Annotated in this window: 17 protein-coding genes and 2 pseudogenes; 6 read left to right on the forward strand and 13 right to left on the reverse strand. The window is 42.2% G+C overall.

Annotated features, from left to right (window positions below):
• The 3 genes and pseudogenes from L8S15_RS21885 to L8S15_RS20890 form a co-directional block, all read right to left on the reverse strand.
• A pseudogene (locus L8S15_RS21885) lies at positions 1 to 80 on the reverse strand (helix-turn-helix domain-containing protein); the annotation flags it as partial.
• Positions 81 to 254: 174 nt separating this feature from the next.
• Positions 255 to 1,817, reverse strand: coding sequence for a PAS domain-containing methyl-accepting chemotaxis protein (locus tag L8S15_RS20885; RefSeq protein ID WP_016768318.1), 1,563 nt, complete (start codon positions 1,815 to 1,817; stop codon positions 255 to 257).
• A gap of 165 nt (positions 1,818 to 1,982) precedes the next feature.
• Positions 1,983 to 2,447, reverse strand: coding sequence for an Lrp/AsnC family transcriptional regulator (locus tag L8S15_RS20890; protein WP_016768317.1), 465 nt, complete (start codon positions 2,445 to 2,447; stop codon positions 1,983 to 1,985).
• A 153-nt stretch (positions 2,448 to 2,600) separates the two neighbouring features.
• Here L8S15_RS20890 and L8S15_RS20895 point away from each other — a divergent pair, with 153 nt between their 5' ends.
• From L8S15_RS20895 to L8S15_RS20905, 3 genes are all read left to right on the forward strand, one after another.
• Positions 2,601 to 3,566 (forward strand): hypothetical protein, encoded by a 966-nt coding sequence (locus tag L8S15_RS20895; protein WP_280574983.1) that lies wholly within the window; start codon positions 2,601 to 2,603, stop codon positions 3,564 to 3,566.
• A 461-nt stretch (positions 3,567 to 4,027) separates the two neighbouring features.
• On the forward strand, positions 4,028 to 4,363 hold the full coding sequence (locus L8S15_RS20900) for a hypothetical protein (RefSeq protein ID WP_280574985.1): 336 nt from the start codon (positions 4,028 to 4,030) through the stop codon (positions 4,361 to 4,363).
• 55 nt (positions 4,364 to 4,418) lie between these two features.
• Positions 4,419 to 7,175: an immune inhibitor A domain-containing protein gene (locus tag L8S15_RS20905; protein WP_280574987.1), complete on the forward strand. Its 2,757-nt coding sequence runs from the start codon at positions 4,419 to 4,421 to the stop codon at positions 7,173 to 7,175.
• A gap of 250 nt (positions 7,176 to 7,425) precedes the next feature.
• On the opposite strand, the gene L8S15_RS20910 is transcribed toward L8S15_RS20905, so the two are convergent.
• Positions 7,426 to 8,601: an MFS transporter gene (locus tag L8S15_RS20910; protein ID WP_016794498.1), complete on the reverse strand. Its 1,176-nt coding sequence runs from the start codon at positions 8,599 to 8,601 to the stop codon at positions 7,426 to 7,428.
• A 259-nt stretch (positions 8,602 to 8,860) separates the two neighbouring features.
• On the opposite strand from L8S15_RS20910, the gene L8S15_RS20915 reads away from it, so the two are divergent.
• A complete protein-coding gene (locus tag L8S15_RS20915) occupies positions 8,861 to 9,751 on the forward strand; it encodes a LysR family transcriptional regulator (protein ID WP_016768313.1) in 891 nt (296 codons plus the stop codon).
• A 179-nt stretch (positions 9,752 to 9,930) separates the two neighbouring features.
• Here the strand turns inward: L8S15_RS20915 and L8S15_RS20920 are convergent, their stop codons facing one another.
• From L8S15_RS20920 to L8S15_RS20945, 6 genes are all read right to left on the reverse strand, one after another.
• A complete protein-coding gene (locus L8S15_RS20920) occupies positions 9,931 to 14,859 on the reverse strand; it encodes a transporter substrate-binding domain-containing protein (protein WP_280574989.1) in 4,929 nt (1,642 codons plus the stop codon).
• The gene (locus tag L8S15_RS20925; protein WP_016797345.1) at positions 14,852 to 15,877 is read right to left on the reverse strand and encodes a two-component system response regulator; all 1,026 of its coding nucleotides are present in this window, start codon (positions 15,875 to 15,877) and stop codon (positions 14,852 to 14,854) included. The genes L8S15_RS20920 and L8S15_RS20925 overlap by 8 nt, the downstream gene beginning before the upstream one ends.
• A gap of 429 nt (positions 15,878 to 16,306) precedes the next feature.
• Positions 16,307 to 17,071: an ATP-binding cassette domain-containing protein gene (locus L8S15_RS20930; RefSeq protein ID WP_010430471.1), complete on the reverse strand. Its 765-nt coding sequence runs from the start codon at positions 17,069 to 17,071 to the stop codon at positions 16,307 to 16,309.
• Positions 17,072 to 17,083: 12 nt separating this feature from the next.
• Positions 17,084 to 18,034, reverse strand: coding sequence for an iron chelate uptake ABC transporter family permease subunit (locus tag L8S15_RS20935; RefSeq protein ID WP_016768310.1), 951 nt, complete (start codon positions 18,032 to 18,034; stop codon positions 17,084 to 17,086).
• Positions 18,027 to 18,980 carry an iron chelate uptake ABC transporter family permease subunit gene (locus L8S15_RS20940; protein ID WP_016768309.1) on the reverse strand — a complete coding sequence of 318 codons (954 nt, stop codon included), beginning with the start codon at positions 18,978 to 18,980 and terminating at the stop codon, positions 18,027 to 18,029. The genes L8S15_RS20935 and L8S15_RS20940 overlap by 8 nt, the downstream gene beginning before the upstream one ends.
• A gap of 98 nt (positions 18,981 to 19,078) precedes the next feature.
• The gene (locus tag L8S15_RS20945) at positions 19,079 to 20,011 is read right to left on the reverse strand and encodes an ABC transporter substrate-binding protein (RefSeq protein ID WP_016785399.1); all 933 of its coding nucleotides are present in this window, start codon (positions 20,009 to 20,011) and stop codon (positions 19,079 to 19,081) included.
• 1,132 nt (positions 20,012 to 21,143) lie between these two features.
• Here L8S15_RS20945 and L8S15_RS20950 point away from each other — a divergent pair.
• Positions 21,144 to 21,353: a hypothetical protein gene (locus L8S15_RS20950; protein WP_010430480.1), complete on the forward strand. Its 210-nt coding sequence runs from the start codon at positions 21,144 to 21,146 to the stop codon at positions 21,351 to 21,353.
• A gap of 230 nt (positions 21,354 to 21,583) precedes the next feature.
• On the opposite strand, the gene L8S15_RS20955 is transcribed toward L8S15_RS20950, so the two are convergent.
• Positions 21,584 to 22,177: a hypothetical protein gene (locus tag L8S15_RS20955; protein ID WP_280574994.1), complete on the reverse strand. Its 594-nt coding sequence runs from the start codon at positions 22,175 to 22,177 to the stop codon at positions 21,584 to 21,586.
• A 458-nt stretch (positions 22,178 to 22,635) separates the two neighbouring features.
• Between L8S15_RS20955 and L8S15_RS20960 the strand changes: the two are divergent.
• Positions 22,636 to 22,893, forward strand: a pseudogene (locus L8S15_RS20960) (hypothetical protein); the annotation flags it as partial.
• 101 nt (positions 22,894 to 22,994) lie between these two features.
• Here the strand turns inward: L8S15_RS20960 and L8S15_RS20965 are convergent.
• Positions 22,995 to 23,654, reverse strand: a complete 660-nt coding sequence (locus tag L8S15_RS20965; RefSeq protein ID WP_016789047.1) for a potassium channel family protein — start codon at positions 23,652 to 23,654, stop codon at positions 22,995 to 22,997.
• Positions 23,655 to 24,734 (reverse strand): AI-2E family transporter, encoded by a 1,080-nt coding sequence (locus L8S15_RS20970; RefSeq protein ID WP_010430492.1) that lies wholly within the window; start codon positions 24,732 to 24,734, stop codon positions 23,655 to 23,657. It abuts the gene before it with no gap.
• Positions 24,735 to 24,755 lie beyond the last annotated feature (21 nt).

Here is a 24,755-nt window from a genome sequence, read left to right on the forward strand (position 1 = left end):
TTTGCTAAGTAGAGAGATGACGTGCCATCTAAGTATTGCCTAGCAATGATACATTTTAGCTCTCGGCTATATTTGGACATAAAAAGACCCCCAATAATTGGTGTCCAACTATTGGGGGTCAGTTCAAAATGCGGGGCTTTTTTGTATCAGTTGCCTGTTAGTCTTTGATTGTTAACAGTTCCTTTAGCTCACAAAAAAGCCCTGCTAATTTCGTAAGGCTTTCTCTTATTTCTTACTCGGCGTAAATCTAACCGCTATTTCTCTTCGAAACGCTTCGCCAATTGATAGAATTCATTCACTTGCTCTTTGAGCTCTTTCGAATGATCTTTGACTGAATGTGTCGCCACTAGGTTTTGCTCGGCGGTTGACGCGATAGACTGCATATGAAGGTTTACGTCACTAGATAGCTGACGTTGCTTATGTGCGGAACTTTCAACCGACTGCATTAACTCGTTCATCGATTGCATTAGGTTCTCAACTTCTGACAAGCGCTCTGCACTTACCTTTGCTACATCGCCACACGCATCCGTTTGTTCTCGGTTAGCCAAAATATCTTTCTGCCAACCTTCAATCGTCGCTAACATGGTATCAATGCTCTCTTTGATTTGAACCGTCGCCTTAGAAGTGCGACCCGATAACGCACGCACTTCATCAGCAACCACCGCAAAACCACGTCCTTGTTCGCCTGCTCTAGCCGCTTCGATCGCAGCGTTCAGTGCCAACAAGTTGGTTTGCTCGGCGATTCCGCCTATCTCTTCCATTATCTTGCTGACGCTTTGAGCTTGGTCGCTCAGTTGGTAAGTTGTTTGGGTGGCCTTCTCTGCCTGTGAAGCTAAGCTTTCTAAATTTTGATGAGTTTGATTAATGCTTTCTTTAGCACCCGCACAGGTTTGCAAAGTCACATCAACAATCTGATGCGCTTCTTCTGTACGAGAAGAGACCTCATTCGCCGTGACTTCAACTTCTTCAGTTGCTTCACGCACTTGTAAAATATCTTCCGTTTGTTGATCTAACGCTTCTGACACTTCAAATGAAGTCGTATTGAGATTATCAGCTAAGTCTTGCAATGGCTTCGCTGAATCCGTCATACGACCTAACACCGTTCTGATTCGCGCAGACAACAGCTTCAAATGGAAGTCGGCGATTGAATACTTACTATTACCTGAATAAACAAGACGACTGACACTATCAAACTTAGACTGAAGCTTCTTTAACTGTAACGGTGTATCAATGAGTTCTTGTCGGAAAAGCAGAGCCAATGCAGAAACAGGAAGCAAACTAAGAAACCATTGCGACATTTGCCCAACTTCGACTAGATTTGATACGAGAGGCGCAGCCAACGATCCCAATAACACGGCATAACGAACACTATCGCTGATCTGTAATGACCATTGGCGGCCAGACTTCTCAGCCTTCAATAAGCCTTGGTAGGCCTTATCTGCAATCTGCACCCACTCATTCTTAGGTTTAACACGAACAGACTGATAGCCACTCACCTTTCCATTATCGTAAATTGGCGTGACATAAGCATCGACCCAATAAAAGCCACCGGACTTCGTTTTGTTCTTTACGATTCCACGCCACGCTTTACCTTGTTTTAGGTTGATCCACATATCGGCAAATGCAGCTTTGGGCATATCACCATGCCTGACAACATTGTGGTTTTGTCCTAGGAGTTCTTGTTGGCTATATTCTGCTATACGACAAAAAGCATCATTACTGTAAGTAATCACACCTTTAAGATCGGTAGTTGAGACGAGTTGTTCGTTTTCGCTTAGAAGCGTTTCACGTGATTGAGAAAATGAGCTGACAGTCATTATATTAACTTTTGTTAATTATTATTTAGGCGAGGAATATATACAATTATTAAAGTTATGACAAAATGTGAATATCACATTTTGCGTAAATGCCTGCTATTTATACAGATTTAAGCTAGATACTTCACAGAGTTCGAACTCACCCTACAAATTTAAAAAGCCAAATCACTCATCTAAATTGACAGCTGTACTGAATTTCACCGTTCTCATAGAAACAGACGTGTGAAACTTACGAATATTTAAATCTTTGCGCAATACACGCTCAACAAAATCTTCATAGGCTTGTATGTCTTTGACCGTCACAATCAACATGAAGTCAAAGCTGCCTGATATCTGATAACACTGCGTGACCTCTTCTGCCTTTGAAATAGAATGGCGAAAGATCTGGTAAATGTCCCCTCGGTCACGCTCCATTTCCACGGACACAACCAAAGTAATCTTACTGCCGGTCAGTTCTGGGTTGATGATAGACACATCACCAACTATAACGCCCTCTTCTCTCAGCCGTTTCACTCGCTTTAAGCAAGCAGGCGGTGACAATCCGACCAGTTCAGCCAATGTGAGGTTTGGAATTCGGTTGTTCTTCTGCAGTTCAACGAGAATATTCCTATCTATACGATCAATTACCATAATTTCTTAAACCAAGAATTTTTTGACTTATAATTTTTAATATTACGATAATTAAAAAATCCATAGCAACTTTAAAGTTCAATTTAGAAATTTTAATCACATCAATCACGGTAAGATCTTTTCATACTAAACAATCGAACTATGGTCGTAACGATGAAATCAACCTATCAATTTTTTAAAGAACTCCTTAAAGAGATTATCGATGTCACCTCGACTCTTTTCCGAATCATGATTCCAATTATCATCGTGATAAAGGTCATTGAAGAGCTCGGCGGCATCGTGATTCTTAGCGAATGGCTTAGCCCAATAATGGAAAGCGTCGGCTTACCAAAAGAGATGGGATTGGTATGGGCAACCACCATACTCACCAACATCTATGCGGGGCTCATTATTCTCATTAACTCAGATATTCCTCTCACTGTTGCTCAGGCTTCTGTATTAGGCAGCATGATGCTCCTCGCCCATTCACTGCCAATCGAAGGTGCGATAGCCAAAAAAGCAGGCGTCAGTTGGTTGGCGACGTTATCAGTCAGAGTCGGCGGCAGTTTGGTATTAGCATGGTTATTGAATCTCAGCTATCAATATAGCGACTTACTCAACTACCCCGCGACAGTGCTTTGGCAACCGGAAGTATCAACGGATACAAGTTACCTCACCTGGGCCTTGGATCAGCTTAAGAGTTTTGCGGTTATCTTCATGGTAATCTCAGCACTATTACTGCTACTCAAAATTTTAAAGCTTGTCGGAATTGAAAAACTGATGGCTGTAATGTTGAGACCATTCTTAAGACTGTTAGGGATCAGCAAAGACGCAACCAACCTAACGATTATCGGAATCACGCTTGGGCTTTCGTTTGGCGGTGGCTTATTGATCAACGAAGCCAAGAAAGGACATATCTCAGCTAGAGACGTGTTCACCGCGCTCATGCTGCTCAACTTGCTCCACAGTTTGATTGAAGATACGTTGTTGATCCTGCTCATTGGGGCTGACTTCTACACCATATTTTGGGGAAGATTAGTATTCTCAGTGCTTGTCGTTGCTTTGATCTCAAATGTCATCAAGCGCATTAACCCCAAAGTGTGTGAACGGTACTTCTATCGCGATGTCTCTCAATCATAGGTATTGTCACCAAATGACTAACTAGAATACAAACGAAAGAGCCTAACTCGGCTCTTTTTACTACTTATTCGTTTATTCCAAAAAAACTCTGTTGTTGCACGCTTTCCATCTAAAAATAATTTAACGACTAAAGTTACATTCATCTCTTATAATTTAATTCACTTCTAGATTTCCAAATGCACGAAAATAATTAAACAGTGATTATGACAAACCTCATATTTATTACCTTCTAGAGTAATAACGTTCATTTCAATGAATAGTACTAATAACCAAACTATCACCTATTTATTCATTAACTTTCATTAAATAACTGACAGAAGAATAATTAACCCATCTTATTTGATATTAACTCTTAATGTTGAAATCGGAACGAATAATTGTTTGTAAAAATTAACCATTTGATTGGTTAATTTTATAAATATATTTTGTTACATAATCAAAACTGATGGCTTGATATAAGAATGTCACACAAAACAATGGCTTTAATGGTTCTCATTTTTTCCTCACTGTCACAGGCTTCCACTATTGAGAACGACGAACTATTGCTGAAGTCATTGATTGAACGAGGCGTTATCTGTCCTAGCTTAACCTATGAGGGCAATCAAGAAGCTTTGCGTACCTATCTAAACGCCAAGAAAGTAAAGAGCACTCCGTTTGATTCAAAAAATAGAAAAGAGACAACCAATACAAAAGAAATAGAAAGTATAAAAGAGATAGAAAGTACGAAACATACAGCACACACACGTCAGTTAAATAAGACACCACAAGAGTGTATTAGGCCAGACTCGGACAACTGATTCGAATAAGGCAGTTGATACTGATATCGACATGGAAATATAAAAAGGAAATACAATGAAAATGATGAGAAAAACATTGTTGGCTTCAGCAATGCTTACTCTATTTAGCGTCAGTAGTTATGCAAAAACACCTATTGATTTAGGCGTGGTTAATGAAGACAAACTCATTGAAATGCTAGTTAGACAAGGCTTAGTCGACCAAGATGCAACCGATGTGGCAAAACACGACGCACTTGACCGTTACTTAAAAAATAAGATCAATTCCGGTTTTAAAGGCGACGCTCAATTCGGTAAAAAAGCACTTGAGCAACGAGCGAAAATACTGAAAGCCATTGAGAAAGGATCTGGCGTTAAAAAGGCGAGCGTCTTTGCTTTGGAAGTCGGCACCAAGCGTACCGATAAAGTACTGGCTCTATTGGTGGATTTCCCTGACTTGAACTGGGATGACAACAAGCTGACCGAAGAGCACACCCAAATGCTCTACGAGAGCTACAACCCAGAACATTATCAAGAGTTGCTGTTTTCAAACTCTGGCTACACAGGGCCAAACGGCGAAAACCTAATCTCGATGCGTCAGTATTACCAAAGCGAATCGGGTGACAGTTACAGCGTTGCAGGTCAAGCTGCTGGTTGGTATCGCGCCTCTAAGCCTGCGTCTTTCTATGGTGGTAACTCCCCGACGACCGACAACGATCTCAACGCACAAGAACTAGTTCGCGAAGCGTTGAATCAACTGGCTCAAGATCCTAGCATCAACCTAGCCGATTACGATATTGAAGATCGTTACGATTACGATGGTGACGGAAACTTCCGTGAACCCGATGGTGTAATTGATCACTTAATGGTATTCCACGCATCTGTTGGCGAAGAAGCCGGTGGTGGCGTATTAGGCCCTGATGCTATCTGGTCTCACCGATTCAACCTTGGTCGCACACATGTGCTTGAAGGTACCTCTAGCTCTCTTCCCGATCGCTTTGGTGGCCAATACGCGGCCTTTGATTACACCATTCAACCGATTGATGCCGCAGCCGGTGTCTGTGCTCACGAATATGGCCATGATTTAGGCTTACCAGACGAGTACGACACGCAATACACAGGCAAAGGTGAACCGGTTTCTTACTGGTCAATCATGTCTTCAGGCAGCTGGGCTGGCAAAATTGGTGGCACACAACCAACGGCATTCAGCTCTTGGGCAAAGCACTTCCTACAAAAATCGATTGGTGGTCGCTGGGTTAACGATGATCAAATCTCGATTGATGACCTAGAAGACAACCCACAAGTTTATACACTGTTCCAAACAACGGATAACAGCCGTCCGAACATGATTAAGGTCGATCTTCCTGAAAAGCAAATTGAAAGTCTGAAACCCTTTGAGGGAGAGTATTCATTCCACTCTCAAAAAGGCGATGACCTGAAAAACAGCATGACACGCAAGTTGGTGATTCCAGCCGGTGATTCTGCATTGCTTTCGTTCAAAACGTGGTATGAAATTGAGAAAGACTACGACTTCGCTCGCGTGCTTGTGAATGGACAAGCAATAGCTGGCAACATCACCTCAATGGATGACCCATACAATACTGGCCTCGTTCCTGCTATTGGCGGCGAATCTGGCGGGTGGATTGACGCTGAGTTTGACGTTTCACAATGGGTAGGCCAAGAAATAGAACTGTCATTTGAGTACATCACCGATGGTGGCTTGGCGATGGAAGGCTTCTATCTGGATAACCTCAGTGTGGTCGTTGATGGTGAAGTCACCTCAATAGACGATGGTGAAAGCAACTCCACCTTCGCCCTAAATGGCTACAAGCTGAGCAATGGATTCCACCAAGCGCAACACTACTACCTGCTGCAATGGCGTAGCCACATGGATGTTGATGAAGGCCTAGCCAACATCAAACGTATGGGGCAACTTATCTCATTCGATCCGGGTTTGATCATTTGGTACGTAGACGAGTCACTGACTGATAACTGGGTAGGCAAACACCCAGGTGAAGGTTGGTTAGGTGTGGTCGATGCAGACCAGAATGCCATGACTTGGGAAAAATCTGGTGAAGTCGCTCAAACTCGTTACCAAGTTCGTGATGCTGCGTTCTCACTCAAAGATCATACCCCAATGCGCCTTGTGAACAGCGACAATGATGTACTTGAAGATACCAGTTTGCTTGGTAACGCTAGCTTCTCTGACGACCAAGACTACACGTCTCCTCAAGCGCCTGATTCAGGACGTATCCTGACGGAGTTTGGTTTAGCCGTTGATATTGTGAATCAGAGTGACAACAACGAATACGGCGTGGTTCGCTTATCGAAAGTAAGCCAACACAACGTCGCCCCTACTGCGAACTTTGAGCTTAATGTTACTGGCCTGAACGTGTCTGCACGTAACTTCAGTTCTGACCAAGATGGCGAGATCACCAGTTATCTATGGGACTTTGGCAACGGCACAACAAGTAACGAAGTGGCACCAACTTGGTCTTACGAGCAAGCCGGTGAATACACGGTGAACTTGACTGTTGTCGACGACAAAGGCACTACCGATTCATTTAGCTCCGTAGTGAGTGTTGAATCTCCAAATGCCCTTCCAGAAGCGAGTGCAAAGTACATTCACTTGGGTCGTTGGGTAACCATGTGGTCTACAAGTTCAGATAGCGATGGTCGTATTGTTGATACCGAGTGGACACTTCCAAACGGAAAGGTGAAACGAGGTCGCACATTCACTTCTATCTTCCCTTCATACGGAAAGCACGAGGTGACTCTGAAGATAATCGATGACCAAGGTGGGATTACGGCTAAGACAATTTTAGTCGACCTGTAAATCACAGCAGGTTTTTAAACCCAATAATAGCGATGTGGACTCTACCATATCGACTTGAAAGCAAACTTAAGTACTGTTGTCACAGGAGATAAGCCACGACAGCAGTTTTAAGAAAACGTGATTATTTAAGCCGTAAGCAAAGCCCTACCAAATGGTAGGGCTTTTTATTAGTCTGTATTTCAATCTAACAAGATTCGTACTACCTATAATAAGCTTGAATTAATTGGAGGCTTGGAGGCCCAGAAAATCATCATACTGGCTGTTTTTGAACACGCGATTTACGCGCGCTAAAAGCGAACAGCAAGATCACAGCTAATACGAAGGGTAATACGTAGAAATTAAGGTTCTGCCACCCTGCTGTTGATTCTAGCCAACCAGAAAGCATCGCTGTGATAGTCACACAACCAAAGACAACAAATTCATTGAATGCTTGAGCCTTGGCTTTGTTTTGCGATTGGTAAGACTGACTAAACAAGCCTGTTGCCGCGATAAACATGAAGTTCCAACCTACACCTAGCACGACCAAAGCCGCTCTGAAGTGCCAGATAGATTCGCCATGAATGTTAATCGCAATACAGACAACGAACAGAATCCCGCCCGCCAAGATCATCATTCTTGAGCCAAACTTCTCGATAAGCGCTCCGGTAAAGAATGCAGGTACAAACATCCCCAGAACATGCCACTCAATCACGCCAGCCGCCTTGGTAAAATCAAAACCACAGCCAATCATTGCCAACGGTGTTGCTGTCATTAGGATATTCATCACCGCATAAGCGACCATTGCAGCAAAAACTGCTCCAATAAAGTTCGGTGCTTTAACGATCACACCTAAAGGATCAGCTTTGGGAGCCTGACTATTAAAAGAGACTCTTGGAAATTGAATGGTTTGTAAGATAAGCAACGCAAGAATGTTCAATCCAATCAACGAAGCAAAAGCACCAATATACAAGCCATCTTGCGACCATTGTTGCGACATAATCGCCAAGTTAGGCCCTAATACGGCAGCAAGAACGCCACCAGCCATTGATATAGAAATCGCACGATGGCGAGCATTTTCATCGCACACTTCGATAGCAGCGAAACGATAAAGCGTGCCAAAACCGATACCTATCCCAAGCAAAAATGTGGCGAAGCAAAACAGATAAAAGTGTTGTTGAGATAACGCGTAAGTTGCAAGACTTGCCCCTGTAATACCGACTACGTTGCCAATACTAAACCCTCGTTTTCGTCCTAACTTACCTGAAATTAAAGACGCGGGAATAGTGGCCGCCATTAAACCTAAAAACTGTAAAGCAACGGGTAAAGTAATCATGCTGACACTAGGGGCGATCTGTTTACCTATCAAACCAATCACCGAGATCAGTAATATATTACCCGTCATCAATAAGGCCTGACACAGTGATAGCAGCCAAACGTTTCTATTCATCTTCATTCCCAAATACGATCGTAGTCGGCCAATAAACCAAACATTCAACAAAGTCGCAACACTTTGTTACTCAATAAATAGATTAACGTCCGTATCTAGCCAAAAACACATATCGTTCGCTTTACACTAGCTTGCTTTGATTTCCATAGAAGTGTCTTTTTGAGGTTGAAATTATCATTACTTAATAGAATAATAATTTTTCGTTATTCATGTTGATTTTAATTTTGCTATTCACAGGTTTGGGGATTTGGAAATGAGTATGATTAATCCGCTTTGGCTAAACACGTTTAAGACTCTGGTTGAAGTAGGTCATTTTACCCAAACGGCCGAAAAGCTGTATATGACGCAGCCCGGAGTTAGCCAACATATCAAAAAGCTAGAGCAAGTGTGTGATTGTGACCTTTTATCGAGGGAAAATAAGAGCTTCGAACTTACCGAGCAAGGTCGCATTATGTATCGCTATGCTCTCAAACTGGAAAAAGACCAAGAAGATCTTTTCGAGTCTTTGAATTTTGATAACCCTTATTCAGGGCAATGCAACCTTTCGTGCTCTGGCTCTTTATCTCTGCGCCTTTATCCAAAGCTTCTTGAATTGCAGCAACAGCATAGAGAATTAAGCATTAACCTAGAAGCAGCTCCCAACAAGAAAATATTAAATGACTTACTTGAGGGCACGACAGATATCGGCATCGTGAGACATTCTCCAAACGACAGTTATTATCAAAGCCAAGTCATCGGTAAAGAAGCGTTGTGTTTAATCGTCCATCAAAGCCATGCAGGTTTAGAGATAACACCAAAAGTGTTGGATGACATTGGATTAATTGCGCACCCAGACTCTGCCCATTATCTGTCTTTGTATTTCGACTTATGCGGAGACAAAGATTTGGCGAATATCAACATCAACGAAATACCAAAGTCTGGCTACATCAATCAACTTCATCAAATATTGCTACCAGTATCAAAAGGATTAGGCTTTACGGTACTGCCCGCCGGTGCTGTTGAACACTTCCCAGGCAGAGATAAGCTGTACGTTGTACCACCAAAGGTAAAGGTAGAAGAAACGCTGTATTTGGTTCAGAAGAGGAACCGAAAACTGCCACACAGATACGATACTGTCATTGATCTAATCAAACAAAATGTCCGTGATTAGGTGTGTTTGCCGATTTGATTAGACCCTTTTACCGTATTGTAGCTGATTACTGCATTTAATCTTTAACTGCATTTGACCTTTAGCTTCATCGGTTCCTCCAACATTATTGGCCCCTAAACTAAAACAGTTAAAAGGGCCAATTTTTTGAGTACTGATGTGATTTAACACAAATTATGTGATTATTGAAAAGTTCGGATTACGTCAGTCGCCCGCTCGAAATCATACCCATCCAGCGCACGTTGCACCTCTTTAAGCTCGGCAGAACTTGGATACAAAACAAGTAACTCAGACACATATTGCGCAGCTTCGTTGTCGTAGGCTTCAAGTAGACTGAGCAACTTCACTCTTTGCTTCTCTGTCACCGTTGACGACAAAGCTCCTAGATTAACCGCTTCAACTACTTGTGATTTATCAAATTGACTTTCAATAGCCTTAATGAGCTCGAGCAAACCATGTTTACCTTCTTGAAGATCAAACTCATGACACTCCTTCGCATGGGCTTTCGCCTCTAAATCACTTAGCAAGCCTGCTAAACGTACTCCACCAATCGATGCTGCCATACTTTTCAAGGTATGTAGACTACGCTCTAAATTCACCCATTCACCTTTCTCATGACTCTCAAAGGCCTCTGCCATGATCTTTGGTGCACTATTGTCGAACTTTCTAAGCAGCTTATCTTGGAGTTCAACGTCGGATTGAGTGAGTTGCTCAAAGCGCTGTTTTGAGAATACAGGAGATTCTTCAGAGTTCTCATCAATGGAATGGTCATCGTTCTCCGCTGAGCTCACCACTTGATCCGTTAAAGGTGCAGCTTTTCCTTCGACCATAACCTCAGGCACAATGTACTTAATAAGCAAAGAGCTCGCTTCATCAATGATTATCGGCTTATCTAGGAAATCTGTTACCCCTGCGTCTCTTGCTCTCTGTTTGGCATCAGCGAACACATTAGCCGACATCGCAATGATAGGAACTTGCATGTCAAACTCTCGAATTTTCCGTGTCGCTTCAAAGCCATCCATAACTGGCATTTGAAGATCCATTAAAATGACTTCGTAATCATTATTTTTGGCTAGTGAAACGGCCTCTTGACCATTTTCGGCCAAATCTGCGTTTAGCTTGAAACGATCCAAGAACGCCAATGCCAAGTCTTGATTCAGTTCATTATCTTCAACCAAAAGTACCCTTTGCCCTTTAAATTCAACATGGTAATCAAGTTTTAATTCTTGGGACTTAAATTGCTCAAGTTCTTGTGCATTCGATTTAAGTAACGTGATAGGGAAAGAGAATTCACTGCCGTTACCCAACACGCTCTCGACTGAAATTTTACTGCCCATAGCATGCACGAGTTTCTGACTAATATTCAAACCTAAACCAGTACCACCAAATTTTCGGGTCGTGGTGCTGTCAGCTTGACTAAATGCTTGAAAGAGCTTGTGTCGATTCTCTTCTGATATCCCGATTCCCGAATCGGATACACTGATCTTCATACTCACGCTGTGATCGTTAGACTCCAGTAGAACAGCGGTTAATGTCACATGTCCAAACTCTGTGAATTTAATGGCATTACCAATAAGGTTAAGAATGACTTGAAAGAGCCTTAACGGGTCGCCGAGCATTGGACTGTTTAACTCTGGGTCAACAGACATCGATAGGTTAAGTTGCTTTTCTGACGCCTTAGACTCCATCAGTTCTATGACATCTTTAAAGGTCACCATAGGGTTAAATGGGATGCTATCAATGAATAGCTGCCCCGCTTCTATTTTAGAAAAATCGAGGATATCGTTAATGATACTTAACAGTGAATGTCCTGAACGATGCACTTTCTCGATATAATTTCGAGCAATAGGATTAGATATTTCGCCAATAGCCAAATAAGACAAACCGATAATCGCATTCATCGGTGTTCTGATCTCATGGCTCATGTTAGCTAAGAAATCAGATTTAGCTTGGCTAGCCAGATCGGCTCTCTCTTTCTCTTCTTCAAGTTGCTCATTTAGGCGCTTCATTTCAGAGATATCAAAAGCCCAAAATAGAGTCGCGACTTCCCCATCAAGTTCAAATAGGTAATAGCTCACAAGCGCGACAAAGCGGCCTCCATCAAACTTTCTCAGCACTAACTCCCGGTTGACTACTTTACCGTTAAGATCTAGCTCTTTGTCAAACGCATCACGATCAGACAAAGAGTCATAAACAACTTCAACATCGATAGAAGAGAGTTCTTTTCGTCCCACCCCAAATAGGCGTTTGGCCGTATCATTTGCATAACGCACTTGGTCATCAACAATGACACTCGCCGCGATAGGCGAAGTATTCAGGATGTTGTATAGTTGATCTTGTGCTTTGCGAAGTGCTTCGGTCGCGTTATTGGCAATAGTGATTTGTTTGGATAGCTTTCTATTCCAAAATACAATCAGCAACACTATCACGATCGAGAATACCGATATGGTATAAACCAGTTGGTAATCAATTTTTTCAATCGCTTTAGGTGCCGCCCATTTAGCTGATATTTTTTGATGATCTTCAGCCGATATATTTTCAATCGCTTTATTCATAATTGACAACAATAACGGCTCAGACTTTATGACATGAAATGTTGGTGACAAGAAAAAATCTAATCGCCCAATGATCCCAATACCTCGGTAACCAAACGAATCGATCAAGTAATTAAGCACGTCGACAGTGTCAATAATTCCATCGAGCTCACCAGACTCAACTCGCTCCAACCCTTTTCTCGTAAAATCGACAAGCTCCCATTCAATATTTGGGTAACTTTCCACAATAGCTTCAGTATTGGCACCATTTGCTAATATTCCAAGCTTCCATCCATAAGCTTCTTCCAGCACAAGACTATTAATATCTCGGTGTGAAGCTATAGCAAGACGGCTAGAAAATAGCGCTTTTGCTGGTTTTACATTTTCACCTAACGAGCGGTTCTCGACAGCAGCAGACACTAGATGAACCTGACGGTGATCAACAAGTCTGCGAGTTTCTTGCCAGTTTTCAACATCAACATGACTCAATCGTAACCCAGTTTTTTGTTCAATTAACGTCAGGTAATCATCAATCATTCCAATATATTCATCCTTACTAGACAAGGCTTCATAAGGTAATGAATTGGGGTCGATACCTACTTTTAGTTCGGGACGGTTCTTGATCCATTGACGCTCTTTTTGGCTGAGATTTAGAAGCTCACCAGTCAAGTTGTTTGATTGATAGACACCGGCGATATAACGCTGTGCTCCTTCTCCAAACGATTCAAATTGTTCAATGGAAGGGAAATATACATAATTTCTTTCGACGGAACTAACATCAAAGTAAAACGTCATGAACCCTGCATTAACACTTCCTGTTTGCGTTTTATAGCCAGCGCCTTTAGTCACAGATGATAATTTGGAGGTGTTTTTTTTGTTCAGTGAGGAATCTAGATCTTCGCCTAAATACCAAGATTCAATAGGCCTTTTGTTGTTATCTGCTTGTGCGGAAATCACTCTAAAAGTATGCTCAGCATCGAATATATCGAAGATCCTAGGGAGCTCTTCAAAGCGGTCATTCACAATAAAATAAGCCGATATTTGAGCAATGATGTCGGCCTTCCTAAGTACTGGAGTAAGATCATTCCTAACTTGAGTTTCAAGTATCTGCTCAAACTCGTCATTAGTTTGCTTTAGATGTTTAATCGCTTCATTGAAGCTGTCTCTTAGCTTAGCTGATCTAAAATCCACATAAATCGGATAGTTGACTTTAAAATCTTCATGTAGTTCGATTTCACGCATCTCAATGAAACGGGTATTCATGACAAACCACCTCAGCACCCGTTTCTCAACCATTAATAGATCGACGTTTTGTGCACGTAGCTGAGAAAATGCAGATTCTAGGCTGTCGATATCCTCAAGGCTACCGATACTGACTTTGTTTCTCAGTATCTCAACGGAATTTTTTATTGGCGAAGTATCATCAAATAGCAAAGCACCCAGCGATAAATTTTCGGCAGAGTTGAGGTTCAAGTTGCGCCTTTTTAGCGAAATAGGTACAAACTCAACATCCATGATTTTATCACTCAAAAAATGTACTGAAGCCCCATCAGCCTGTATTCCTGAAACAAACGATATCGAACTATTATTATCAATAGCCTGGTTGGCTGCGCTACGAGGAAGAGTGACAACGTCACCAAGTCGATACCCCATATTGTTGAGCGCGCGCTGCATAATGTCATGCTCAATCCCTACAGATGTACTTTCTGGGTACATGTAAGGAGGGTTACCAAATCCAAACACACCTTTTACTGGAGTGCGATAGGGCGAATCTTTTAACCAGTGCGATAAAATCCGGTTTTTCTTCCCAATATCAAATGTTGCGATTTGTTGGTTTAACAAAGCAAGCAGTTTGGCGTCCCTAGTTCGAACAACCATTGAAGCTTCTATGTATTTCCAGCGTTCGAGAACGTAATTAACCGCTAAACTGTATACGCCGCTCTTGTGAGCGAGATCTAGCGTAGTGACTGGCTCAGCAAGCATGCCATCGACTGAGCCTTCTTCCAGAGCACGAATAGCATCAATAGCAGTATCAAATTGAACTCTTTCGATCGAGCTGAGTTGTACTCCTGACTTTTCTAGATCGATACTATTTCGCACCATGGCGATACGACGCTTATCAGATTGCTCGATGTTATTATTAGTAGGATCGTCGGTAGGGAGAATCACCGCGATTTGGTAGGGAATATAAGGGCTAGTAGCGAGAAATCGACCACCTTCGCTTGGGTCGAATTGCTGGAAAGGAAAAACATCGCCACGCCCATCAAGTAGGACCTGCTTTGCTTCGGAATGAGAGTTCACACTTATAAAGTTCGTTTCAATTCCATAATTGAGTTCAAACTCTTTCGCCCAATCTCGAATAATACCGGATACCTCACCTTCATCATCGATAAATGAATAAGGATAATGACTGGAAAGCGCGATAAAGGTCACTGTTGGTTTGCTTTCTAACCACTGGGTTAAATCATCTTCACTGACGCTTTCAGCATAAGCATGTGGTAAACCAACGATCAGAAGCGATAAGCTAGAAATGAGAATAAAACACTGATTAATCCATATAATAAAGCGCTTATTCATCTTTGAACTTCTCTTTAATCGCTAGTATCTCGGGCAAGTTGACGAGAAACAAATCGACTATTGTCGGGTCAAAGTGTTTGCCTTTCTGCTCCGTAATTAGAGCAAGCGCCTCTTCAACACTCCACGCTTTTTTGTAAGGTCTTTCAGCCGTCAGAGCATCAAACACGTCAGCAACAGCCGCAATCCGACCAACTAAAGGAATAGCTTCACCCGCGATCTGATTTGGATAACCGCTGCCATCCCATTTTTCATGGTGATACTGCGCCACTTGGGTTGCCATTCGCATCAACTTTGAATCGCTTTGTCTACCTAGTATCTCAACACCATACTCAACGTGCTTTTGCATGGTAGCCCATTCATCAGCATCCAACTTACCGGGCTTCAATAACACACTATCAGGAATGCCGATTTTCCCAATATCATGCATCGGCGCCGCATCACGGAGAGTCTCTGCATCTTCGTCTGTCATGCCTAAGGCTTTAGCTAATACTTCACAATAATGACTCATGCGCATGACGTGCATACCAGTTTCATTATCTTTAAATTCAGCCGCTCTACCCAATATGTTCAGGGTTTCTAGCTTACCGAGATTGATCTCTTGAGTTTTCTCTTTTACCTGACTAAACAACGCGCGTTGTTGGTCATACAGGGTAATATGAGTTTTGACACGTTGAAGTGCAATAGCTGGTGTGATGGGTTTGGTAAGGTAATCTACAGCCCCCAAAACCAATCCTTTGACCTCCGCTTCGGGCCCAATTTTAGCGGTCACGAATATGATAGGAATATGGGCAGTATTCGGTTGTGATTTTAACTGTTGGCACACCTCATATCCGTCAATATCAGGCATCATAATATCAAGAAGAATGAGATCGGGTTGCGGTACCATTTTCGCAATTTTAATACCAATGGTACCGTTAATTGCTACTTTGACTTGATAGATATCTTTGAGTATTGCAGTTAACACATCCAAATTACTTGGGGTGTCATCTACGACTAACACTATAGGTTTCCGACTCATTGATACCTCGTATAAAAATCAAACAGTTATAACCATAGTGTAGATGGCTTTTCACACCTCTCAACACGAAAATGACAAATGTTTGTTAAAAATGAAGGATAGATCTTCGACTAACATCAAACTAGCGATGAGTAGGTCTTGATGTCAAAAACTCGACTGGATTTATTATGCAACTTACAGCGTAACACTCTGATACTCTGATACTCTCAAAGTATATGGTTAAACATATCTTGGTACTGAGGAGTGTGTTGATGGGTCTAACACCGTACCACGCACTGTAAAGGATCAACCTGGGTCACTTTATCAACAGTCGCAAGAAGCTTAAATTGTAAGAAGATAAAGCAGCAAACGCGCAAAGAAGCTTGGAGAATAAAAAAGAGCTCCTCATATGGGAGCTCTTTTCCTTTTTGTATCTAGAAACTAATAGGCCTAACGACCAGAGTAATACATACAGATTCGAACACCATCGAACTCACGAATCTCAAATGGGATCTCGTAAATCGACTCCATCACTGATTTTTCAACCACTTCCGCAACCTTACCTGACTTAACCACTTTTCCTTTCTTCATCGCGACAATGTTATCTGAATAGCAAGACGCGAAGTTGATGTCGTGAATCACGATCACTACTGCTTTATTGAACTCATGCGCTAAACGACGCAACGTCTGCATGATTTCAACAGAGTGTTTAATATCAAGATTGTTCAGTGGTTCATCTAGGAACACATAATCCGTATCTTGTGCCACAACCATCGCGATAAACGCCATTTGACGCTGACCACCACTCAACTCATCAAGGTATTTGTTTTGGATATCGGTAATGCCAAGATGTTCGAGCGCTGTATCGACGATCTTATGATCTTCGTCTTTCAAGCGACCTTGGGAATGCGGAAAACGCCCAAAACAGACCAACTCACGAATCGTAAATCGCATATTGATGTTGTTTGATTGTCTTAACACGGCAAGGTGCTTCGCTAACTCTTTGGTATCCCACTCAGCCAGTAACTTATCGCCAATAACCACTTCACCCGCGTCACTGTCTGTTAAGCGACTCGCCATTGAAAGCAGCGTACTTTTACCCGCACCATTTGGGCCAATGATAGAAGTTACTTCGCCTTTCGGGAACATGGCACTGGCATCATCCACCACAAGTGTCTTGCCATACTTCTTACTTAAACCTGTTAATTTAATCACTACTTACTACCTTTACTGAATTCTGGTGCGTAACAACAAGAACATAAAATACAAACCGCCGACCAAGTTAATGATCACACTCACTGTGGTTTCAAACGCCATCACTTTTTCGATAAACCATTGGCCAGAAACAAGTAGCACCACCGCTAATAAACTGCTGGCAATGATAAGCACACGATGCTGATAAGAGCTGAACATCTGACGAGCCAAGCTCACGGTGATCAAGCCAAAGAAAAGTACTGGGCCAACCAAAGCAGTAGACACAGCCACCATCACTGACACAATCACCAAGATAATCTGAGTCAGTCGCTTGGTGTTCACGCCTAAGCTTGTCGCGTTATCGACGCCAAGCCAAAGTACATCGAGCTTGGGCGCAAACAACCATAGTCCAAGCAAGCTCAAACCCAGTGGAATAAGACTGAGATAAACCAGCTCACCTTTCACATTATTGAAACTTGCGAACATCACATTCTGCAGCACCGCGAACTCGTTCGGGTCAATCAACATCGCTAAGAAGCTAGACAGACTCGAGAATACGCTGCCACACACAATACCAATCAACAGCAGTGTAAATACGTTGTTTCGCTTGCTCTTAAAGTAGAAGTGGAACAGGGCAAATGAGAACAAGATCATCACAGTCACAGACAACGAAAAGTTAGCGATGGAATCAATCACCCAGAAACTGGTACTGCCAAATACAAACAGAAGCACCGTTTGAACCAGCATGTACAAACTGTCAAAACCCAAGATGGATGGGGTTAAAATTCGATTGTTAGTAATGGTTTGAAAAACCAATGACGATGCAGAAATCGCTACCGCCGCCAACACAATCGACAACAGTTTTGGTAATCGCAGAGACAAGAAGAACTCGTAGTTATCCCACGTGAGTCCCTGCCCCACAAATACTGCCGCCATACCCAAAGATGCGATAGCCAGAATCGCAATTTTTATTGAATCACGCATTCGACTTGTCTCTCATGATTAGGTAGATAAAAATTAAGCCACCAAAGATGCTGATTACCATCGAGATTGGGATCTCATAAGGGAAAATGACTATTCGAGCTAATAAATCACAAGCTAATACTAAAATCACGCCCCAGTAAGCAGTCCAAGGTAAAATCTTCTTCATGTTATCGCCCATCATCAACGACACGATATTCGGGACAATTAAACCAAGGAATGGAATGACGCCAACGATCATCACTACAGAAGAGGCGCAGATAGCAACAAGCGCAACACCGATGAAGACGATTTTCTGGTAATTCAGGCCGATGTTTTTAGCAAAGCTCTCGCCAATGCTCGCCGCGCTAAATTGGCTCGCAAAGTAGTAAGCCAACACACAGGCAGGCACAGCCAGATAAAGGATTTCGTAGCTGCCTTGCAACACACTTGCAAAGTTCGCCATCGTCCATGCCGACATGGTTTGCACTAAGTCGTACTTATAAGCAATGAAGGTTGTTAAAGACGAGACGACGTTGCCGTACATGATGCCAATCAAAGGCACCAAAACCGCATTTTTGAATTTTAGGTGTTGTAAGAAACGCACCAACAACATGGTCCCGAAAACGGCAAACGCGAAAATAAAGCCTAAGTAGCTCCATTGCGCGGCATTACCCAGCACTAGAATACCAACGATGTAACCTAACATGGCACAGTCAATGGTCCCCATAGTCGAAGGTGCGGCAAACTTGTTCTGTACGATCTGCTGCATGATCAAGCCTGCGACACTCAATCCCGCGCCAGCAAGCACAATCGCGAACAACCTAGGAATTCGACTAACAATATAAATAGAGTTGGCGTGTTGGTTGCCGTTGAAGAAGTCACTAAAACTAATTTCAGCGACTCCAATCATCAATGACGCAATGCATAACACAACAAGAAATACAGCAGCTGCAATGGGTTTCAACATAGAAATAATACTAAAGGTAGGTCTCGGGTAGCCCGTATGAAAAGTGAAAAGGGCTTATAAGAACACTCTTATAAGCCCAAAAATCTGATGATGAGTAACTATTGAATAGTACGTTCAACATCACCAAGCATTCTGTGAATCGCAGTCACACCACCGCCTGCCAGATACCAAGCACTTGAATCAAGGTAAACGATGTTACCTTGCTGCGCTGCAGGTGTTGCCGCAACTAATGGGTTATCAAACAGTTGTTGTGCGCGTCCTTCAGATCTGCCAATCGCTTTTTCGCGGTCAAGAACGTAAAGCACTTCAGGTTTCGCATCAGCAATGTATTCAAAAGAGATTAGATTGCCGTGTGTTCCTTTGATCGGAGCCACTGTTGCACTCTTTGACTCAACGAAGCCAAAATCATCAAAGATGATTGAGAAACGGCTGCCTTTGTTGAACATAGCGATGTTGTTGCCGTTGTTCATTAGCATCATGGCTGAAGTTTCGTTAGACGCCACTTTGTCGTTTATCACAGTGATCGAAGCTTGAGTCTCTTTAATGATCGCTTCGACCTCAGCTTGCTTACCAAAAATGTCGCCTAGCGCGCGCCAGTTTTGTTGAGCGTCAGCCCAGTACTTATCACCTTCAATAGAGAACATGACCGTAGGAGCGATCTGTGTTAGTTGGTCGTAAACCTTAAGCATGCGGTTTTCCGCGATGATGATATCTGGTTTCAACATGTAGATAGCTTCAAAATCAGGTTCGCTCAACGAGCCAGTGTTCGCAGTCGTTTCTTTGTATGAAGCGAGGTAATCAGGCAGCAAGCTATGAGGCGCGCCAACTGGTTGCACACCAATTTGATCTAGCACGTCTAAGCTACCATGGCCAAGAACCACCACTCGCTGTGGTACTTCAGTAAACTGCGCTGTGCCTTTAACGTGTTCAATCGTGACTGTGTTTGCTTGAGCCATCGCCATCACTGACGATAAAAGAACGATAACAAGTCCGCTCAATAGCTGACGAACTGCATTGATTGTTTTCTTCATGTTTATTCCTTTGCCATTGATACAAACCACCACTCATGACAATGAAAGTCACATTACTCATAGGTGAGTATGGGGCGTACACAACCGCTAAATAACGATAATTTAAAGTCTGCCGCCAAATTGACAACATACCTGTAACGCAAGTGAGAATTATTATCAATTATATTTGCACTAAATTGGTGTAACAACAACTTTCTTATTCAGAAACGTTAAAGTGAGTATTCATTTTTTGTTAGATCAGGTAGTGGCGAGTAGAACTCACAATTGAAGGTCTCTGTAGTAAGAGCGACCTGGAAAAAATGCGACTCAAGTCAGTGGAGGTTCATAAATCAGGAGGCGCTTTCTCATCCATAAGCTTGATTGTTCAAAATAGCATCAGAATAAGGAAATAGGTCCAGATGAGAAATATGGATGGAGTGATGTCGGTAATTTTTAAACGCGAATAGCTGAAAATACAGCAAATCATTAGATTTATCAGAGGATAAGCTCGGTGACATTCCCGAACCAATCAACAAAAAGAAGCTTTATAGCTTTAGCTCTATAACTCAAAACCCAACAGTTCACAAATAAACCAGCCTTCCAATTTACAATGTAAACACTTTATATAACAGAAAGTTAAAATGAAATATCATAAAAAAGGCAATCAGTAAACCTAAGATAACTTGAGTAAGAACTGTAGTTACCCCAGACAGTGAGGCGATGAACCCTACTCTATTCGCTCATTTAACCCTCAATTAGTGGCGTTAATTTATTCAGGCTTATTTAAAGTTTAATTGAAAATAAGGTTGTAATTTAAAAAACTAGGCGTATAGTTCGCCACTTGGCTCTAATCTATAGAGCTGTTAATGCTAAAGTAAGTCCAAGTTCCACATAGACAGTTCTCGATTCCCTCGTTACACCATCTCTGCGTCAGCTTTCACCCAGATAGTCATTCAATAGCTTTTAAAATAGATCCCACTACCGTTCTATTCATCATTTGCTTTCTTTAAAGTAAGCGAATCAACAATAGTTCGACGACTTAAATATAAATGTAATAAACACAAGGCACAGTTATGTCACGCAGAACAACACGACAAACCCATTGGTACCAATTATCACGCGACAAATCAGTTAATAAACTTAAAGGTAGTAAATGCTCACGATAAAAATAGACTTACATAAAGAAGAAATTTCATGGGTCACCGAGATCCGACAGCTCAATAGCGATATACTTCACCGCCACATATTGCCTAAGCTACAACACAACAGTTATCTCATCGACTTTGAATTTAATGAACGAGACAGCATCGGAACTATCGTTTCGGGCAACGGAAACACCCTAGGACATTTCACACTCCTATAGCATTTCCAAAGGCTACAAAAAGAAACACTGCCTAGTTCCAAAGATACAAAAGATGTCACCCTCAATTCGCTCTAGCTGAACGAAATAGAGTAGAAGTAAAACAGATCAGAAACCTAGCCCTTTTTGCATTTCACACGCGGCTAACGCTAGCTAGGTTATCGTGCTTCTATTGAAACCAACTTATATCAAACTCTGAATCACCAATGAGTCATTATCAGTGCATTCATGGACTAATCAGTTAACGGCATAGACCTTAACTTCTGATCCAAAGTATATAAGTGTTCTGCAGCTTGCATGTGTTGAGGGTAATCACTGAACTTCTCACGATTTTCCTCATTCATCTTACATGTCTCATCCACCAGCATTAACTTCCAATACAGCTTTGTTGTATGCAGCATCGCCAGTAAAGGTTTGAACACCTCTTTCTCATAAGCTTGAATCAACTCTTCAATCAACTCGTCACGTTCGTCTTCGCTTGCGATTGAACCATTGGTTGCCGACAATACTTTTTGATATTTCAGATTGAGTTGCAGCTTATCCATGACCGTTTGGTTTTCTTCCGCTAACTCAACAAGCTTCGACTTAATGATGTTTACCCAATTCGCTTGGCTCAGTACTGTGTCATCAACGTTGGTAAAGTCTTCTCGTATCTGTCGTTCAACATCTTTTTGAGCTTTCTTTAAAACCGCACGCACCTTTTGGAAAGGCAGCTGATATTCCTTACTTAGCTCGATAATCAGTTTATGAAAACCACCATTTGGAAGGTGTAAGTTTTCTTTAAACATCGCCATTGCAGCTTCTTGCTGTTCGGTAAGGTGAGTCATTCTGTTTCCTATTCTTTATTACTTATGGTGCTGAGCCTGCGATCATACCACTATATAACCTCGTTTTTTCGGTAACTTAATAACTTACACCTAGGCAGGTGCTTAATTTCTCTCAACGAATTCCCTTTCGGCTAATTTCTAAGCTACGTGGCACTAAATGGTAAATATTTCACGTTGAATATTCGTACATTACGTACTCAGGGGATAGAGCTAGACAGGAGTCATTATTTATATGTAAAAGATAACAACGAGAGATGAGATAACAAGATGACCTACTCAGAATACAAAGAATCAGATTTACATAAATGCTTGAGCATTGCGGCTGAAGCGATGACCTCAATCGCCAAGTTTGCTTTTAAAGCCACTACCCTTATCTTTCGCCTTTTACGTTGGCTTGCAGTAAAAACTTACACCTATGTCATGAAGTAACCGTTGGTATTGCCACAACCTCCCTTTCAAAACTGAACGACGGCCTAGACCCAAGCCTCAAAGAAGCTCCTGTAGGACCAATCTCAAACAATCGCACGATTGAAACGGGTGCGATGATTAAGATCGACAAAAACACGGTTCAAATGGATATCGTCTATACCTCTGGTGAAACAGGAACGCTTACCGGAATCAAAGATGGTCAAAACGTTAGCTACTATATGGATGGTCAGCTCGTGTCGCAAACGACTATCGAAAAGCTAGAAAAGATACAAGGCACTGAGGCCTAAGATTCCTAGGGCACACAAAATTAAAGCTCAAAGCCCATACATACTTTGAAGCTCATACGATAGAAGAAGCCCGGCAATTACCGAGCTTCTTTGTGTGTCCTTTATTGGGATTGAGATTGAGCAAGCCGAATACTCACCAAGCTCGCCACCATGATGGCCAAGTAGAAACTGCCAATAATGGATTCCATAAACACAAAGAACTGAGCAATAGGCAAAGCCGGTGATATATCACCGTAGCCAACCGTGGTCAACGTAATGAAACTAAAGTACATTGCATTGAACAAGTTTGTTAGCCAAATTTGCTCTTCTAACCCATTAAAGGCTTTAGGAAAGATTTCTAGAATCAACAAATAGATAGTCGACCAAGCAAACCCCAACAGTAAGTAAATACAGATAGAGCCGATGATGTGATTAGGGGTTACCGTTTTTGCTTTCATCACTTGCTTTAACGCAGAGTAAATATGCGAAAACAAGAACACAGCCAACGCCGATAACGTTACTACCGATAAGTTATAGCCTTCCAAAAATGAAAACACACCAGACACCAAGGCCGTGATCAACAACATCCCATACCAAGAGCGATACAAAGCTCGCTCTTTATGAATACCAACAATTGAACTCGCCAAAGTAATAATGATAATAAATAGTATTGTTTTCTGTCCTTGCGGATAGAACTGCTGCATCACAGCACAACCAAAAAACAACACCAACAGTGCATAAAACAAGAAGTAGAAGTTGTCGTCTTTCGAAACTGGTTTCATTTACTTTGCCTCTTGGTCTTCTTCGCCTTTATCTTCAAGGCCAAGCCAAGCCATCATAAGTTCGTAGGTCAAACTGAGTATTACTGCACCAACAAATAGGCCCACAATACCCGACATTGCCATACCACCTAACGCACCTAACAGAATCACCAACATAGGGATATGAGAGCCGCGGCTCAACAACATCGGCTTCAAAATCGCGTCACTACCGCTCACTAAAATACACCACACTAAGAACAAACTCGCCGCAAGTGTCGATTCAACACTGAACATGTAGATGATCGCAGGTAGCAGAGCAAGAATGGGTGGCAGTTGGATAATAGCGATCAACAATACCGCTAACGCCCACATGGCTGCCGCTGGAACGCCCGCAATAACTAATCCGATTGCTGACATGATGGATTGAATGACGGCCACACCAATCACACCTTGTACTACGCTACGTACCGTTGCTTTAGATAGTTGAACAAGTTCTTTACCTTTACCGTCAGTTAAGCGAGCCACCAAGTGAGTCACACCCGTTTGGCATCGCTCAGCGTTACTCATGAACGCGCCAGCAATAATGGTCGAGATAATGAATTGAATAAAACCGCCCCCCAAAGAACCTAAAACAGACGCTGCTTTAGATGCAAAGATCTTCAATTCGTCAGCATATTTGATAAAAGTGCCTTCTATATTATTTGAGGCGGCAACCAATGTTGAATAAACCCTCTCTCCAATGAATGGAATCTCTTGTAAGGACTCTTTCGGTTTAGGCAGTGATAAGGTGCCGTCTTGAAGACCGGTCATCAAATCTGAAGTGCTGGTGTAAATACCAGAAGAAAGTGCAACGAGAGGAATCAGTAACAGAATTACGCCAATAAAGCTCAGCAATGCACTGGCTTTTCCTTTTGACATACCCGTTTTATTTGAAATGGCGACCGCCACTGGATACAGCGCGGTCGCAATAATCGCCCCCCACACCACCAGTAAAATAAATGGGCGCAAAATCGAAAAACACCAATAGACGAGCATGGCAATGGCTGCAATTTTGATTGCGGCATCAATCGCCTGTTTTGAAAAATCATCGGTTAGCTTCATGAGACGTCCTTGTATGGCAAA

Source organism: Vibrio sp. S/42/10 (assembly GCF_029890535.1).
In the GTDB taxonomy this organism is placed as follows: Bacteria; Pseudomonadota; Gammaproteobacteria; order Enterobacterales; family Vibrionaceae; genus Vibrio; species Vibrio cyclitrophicus.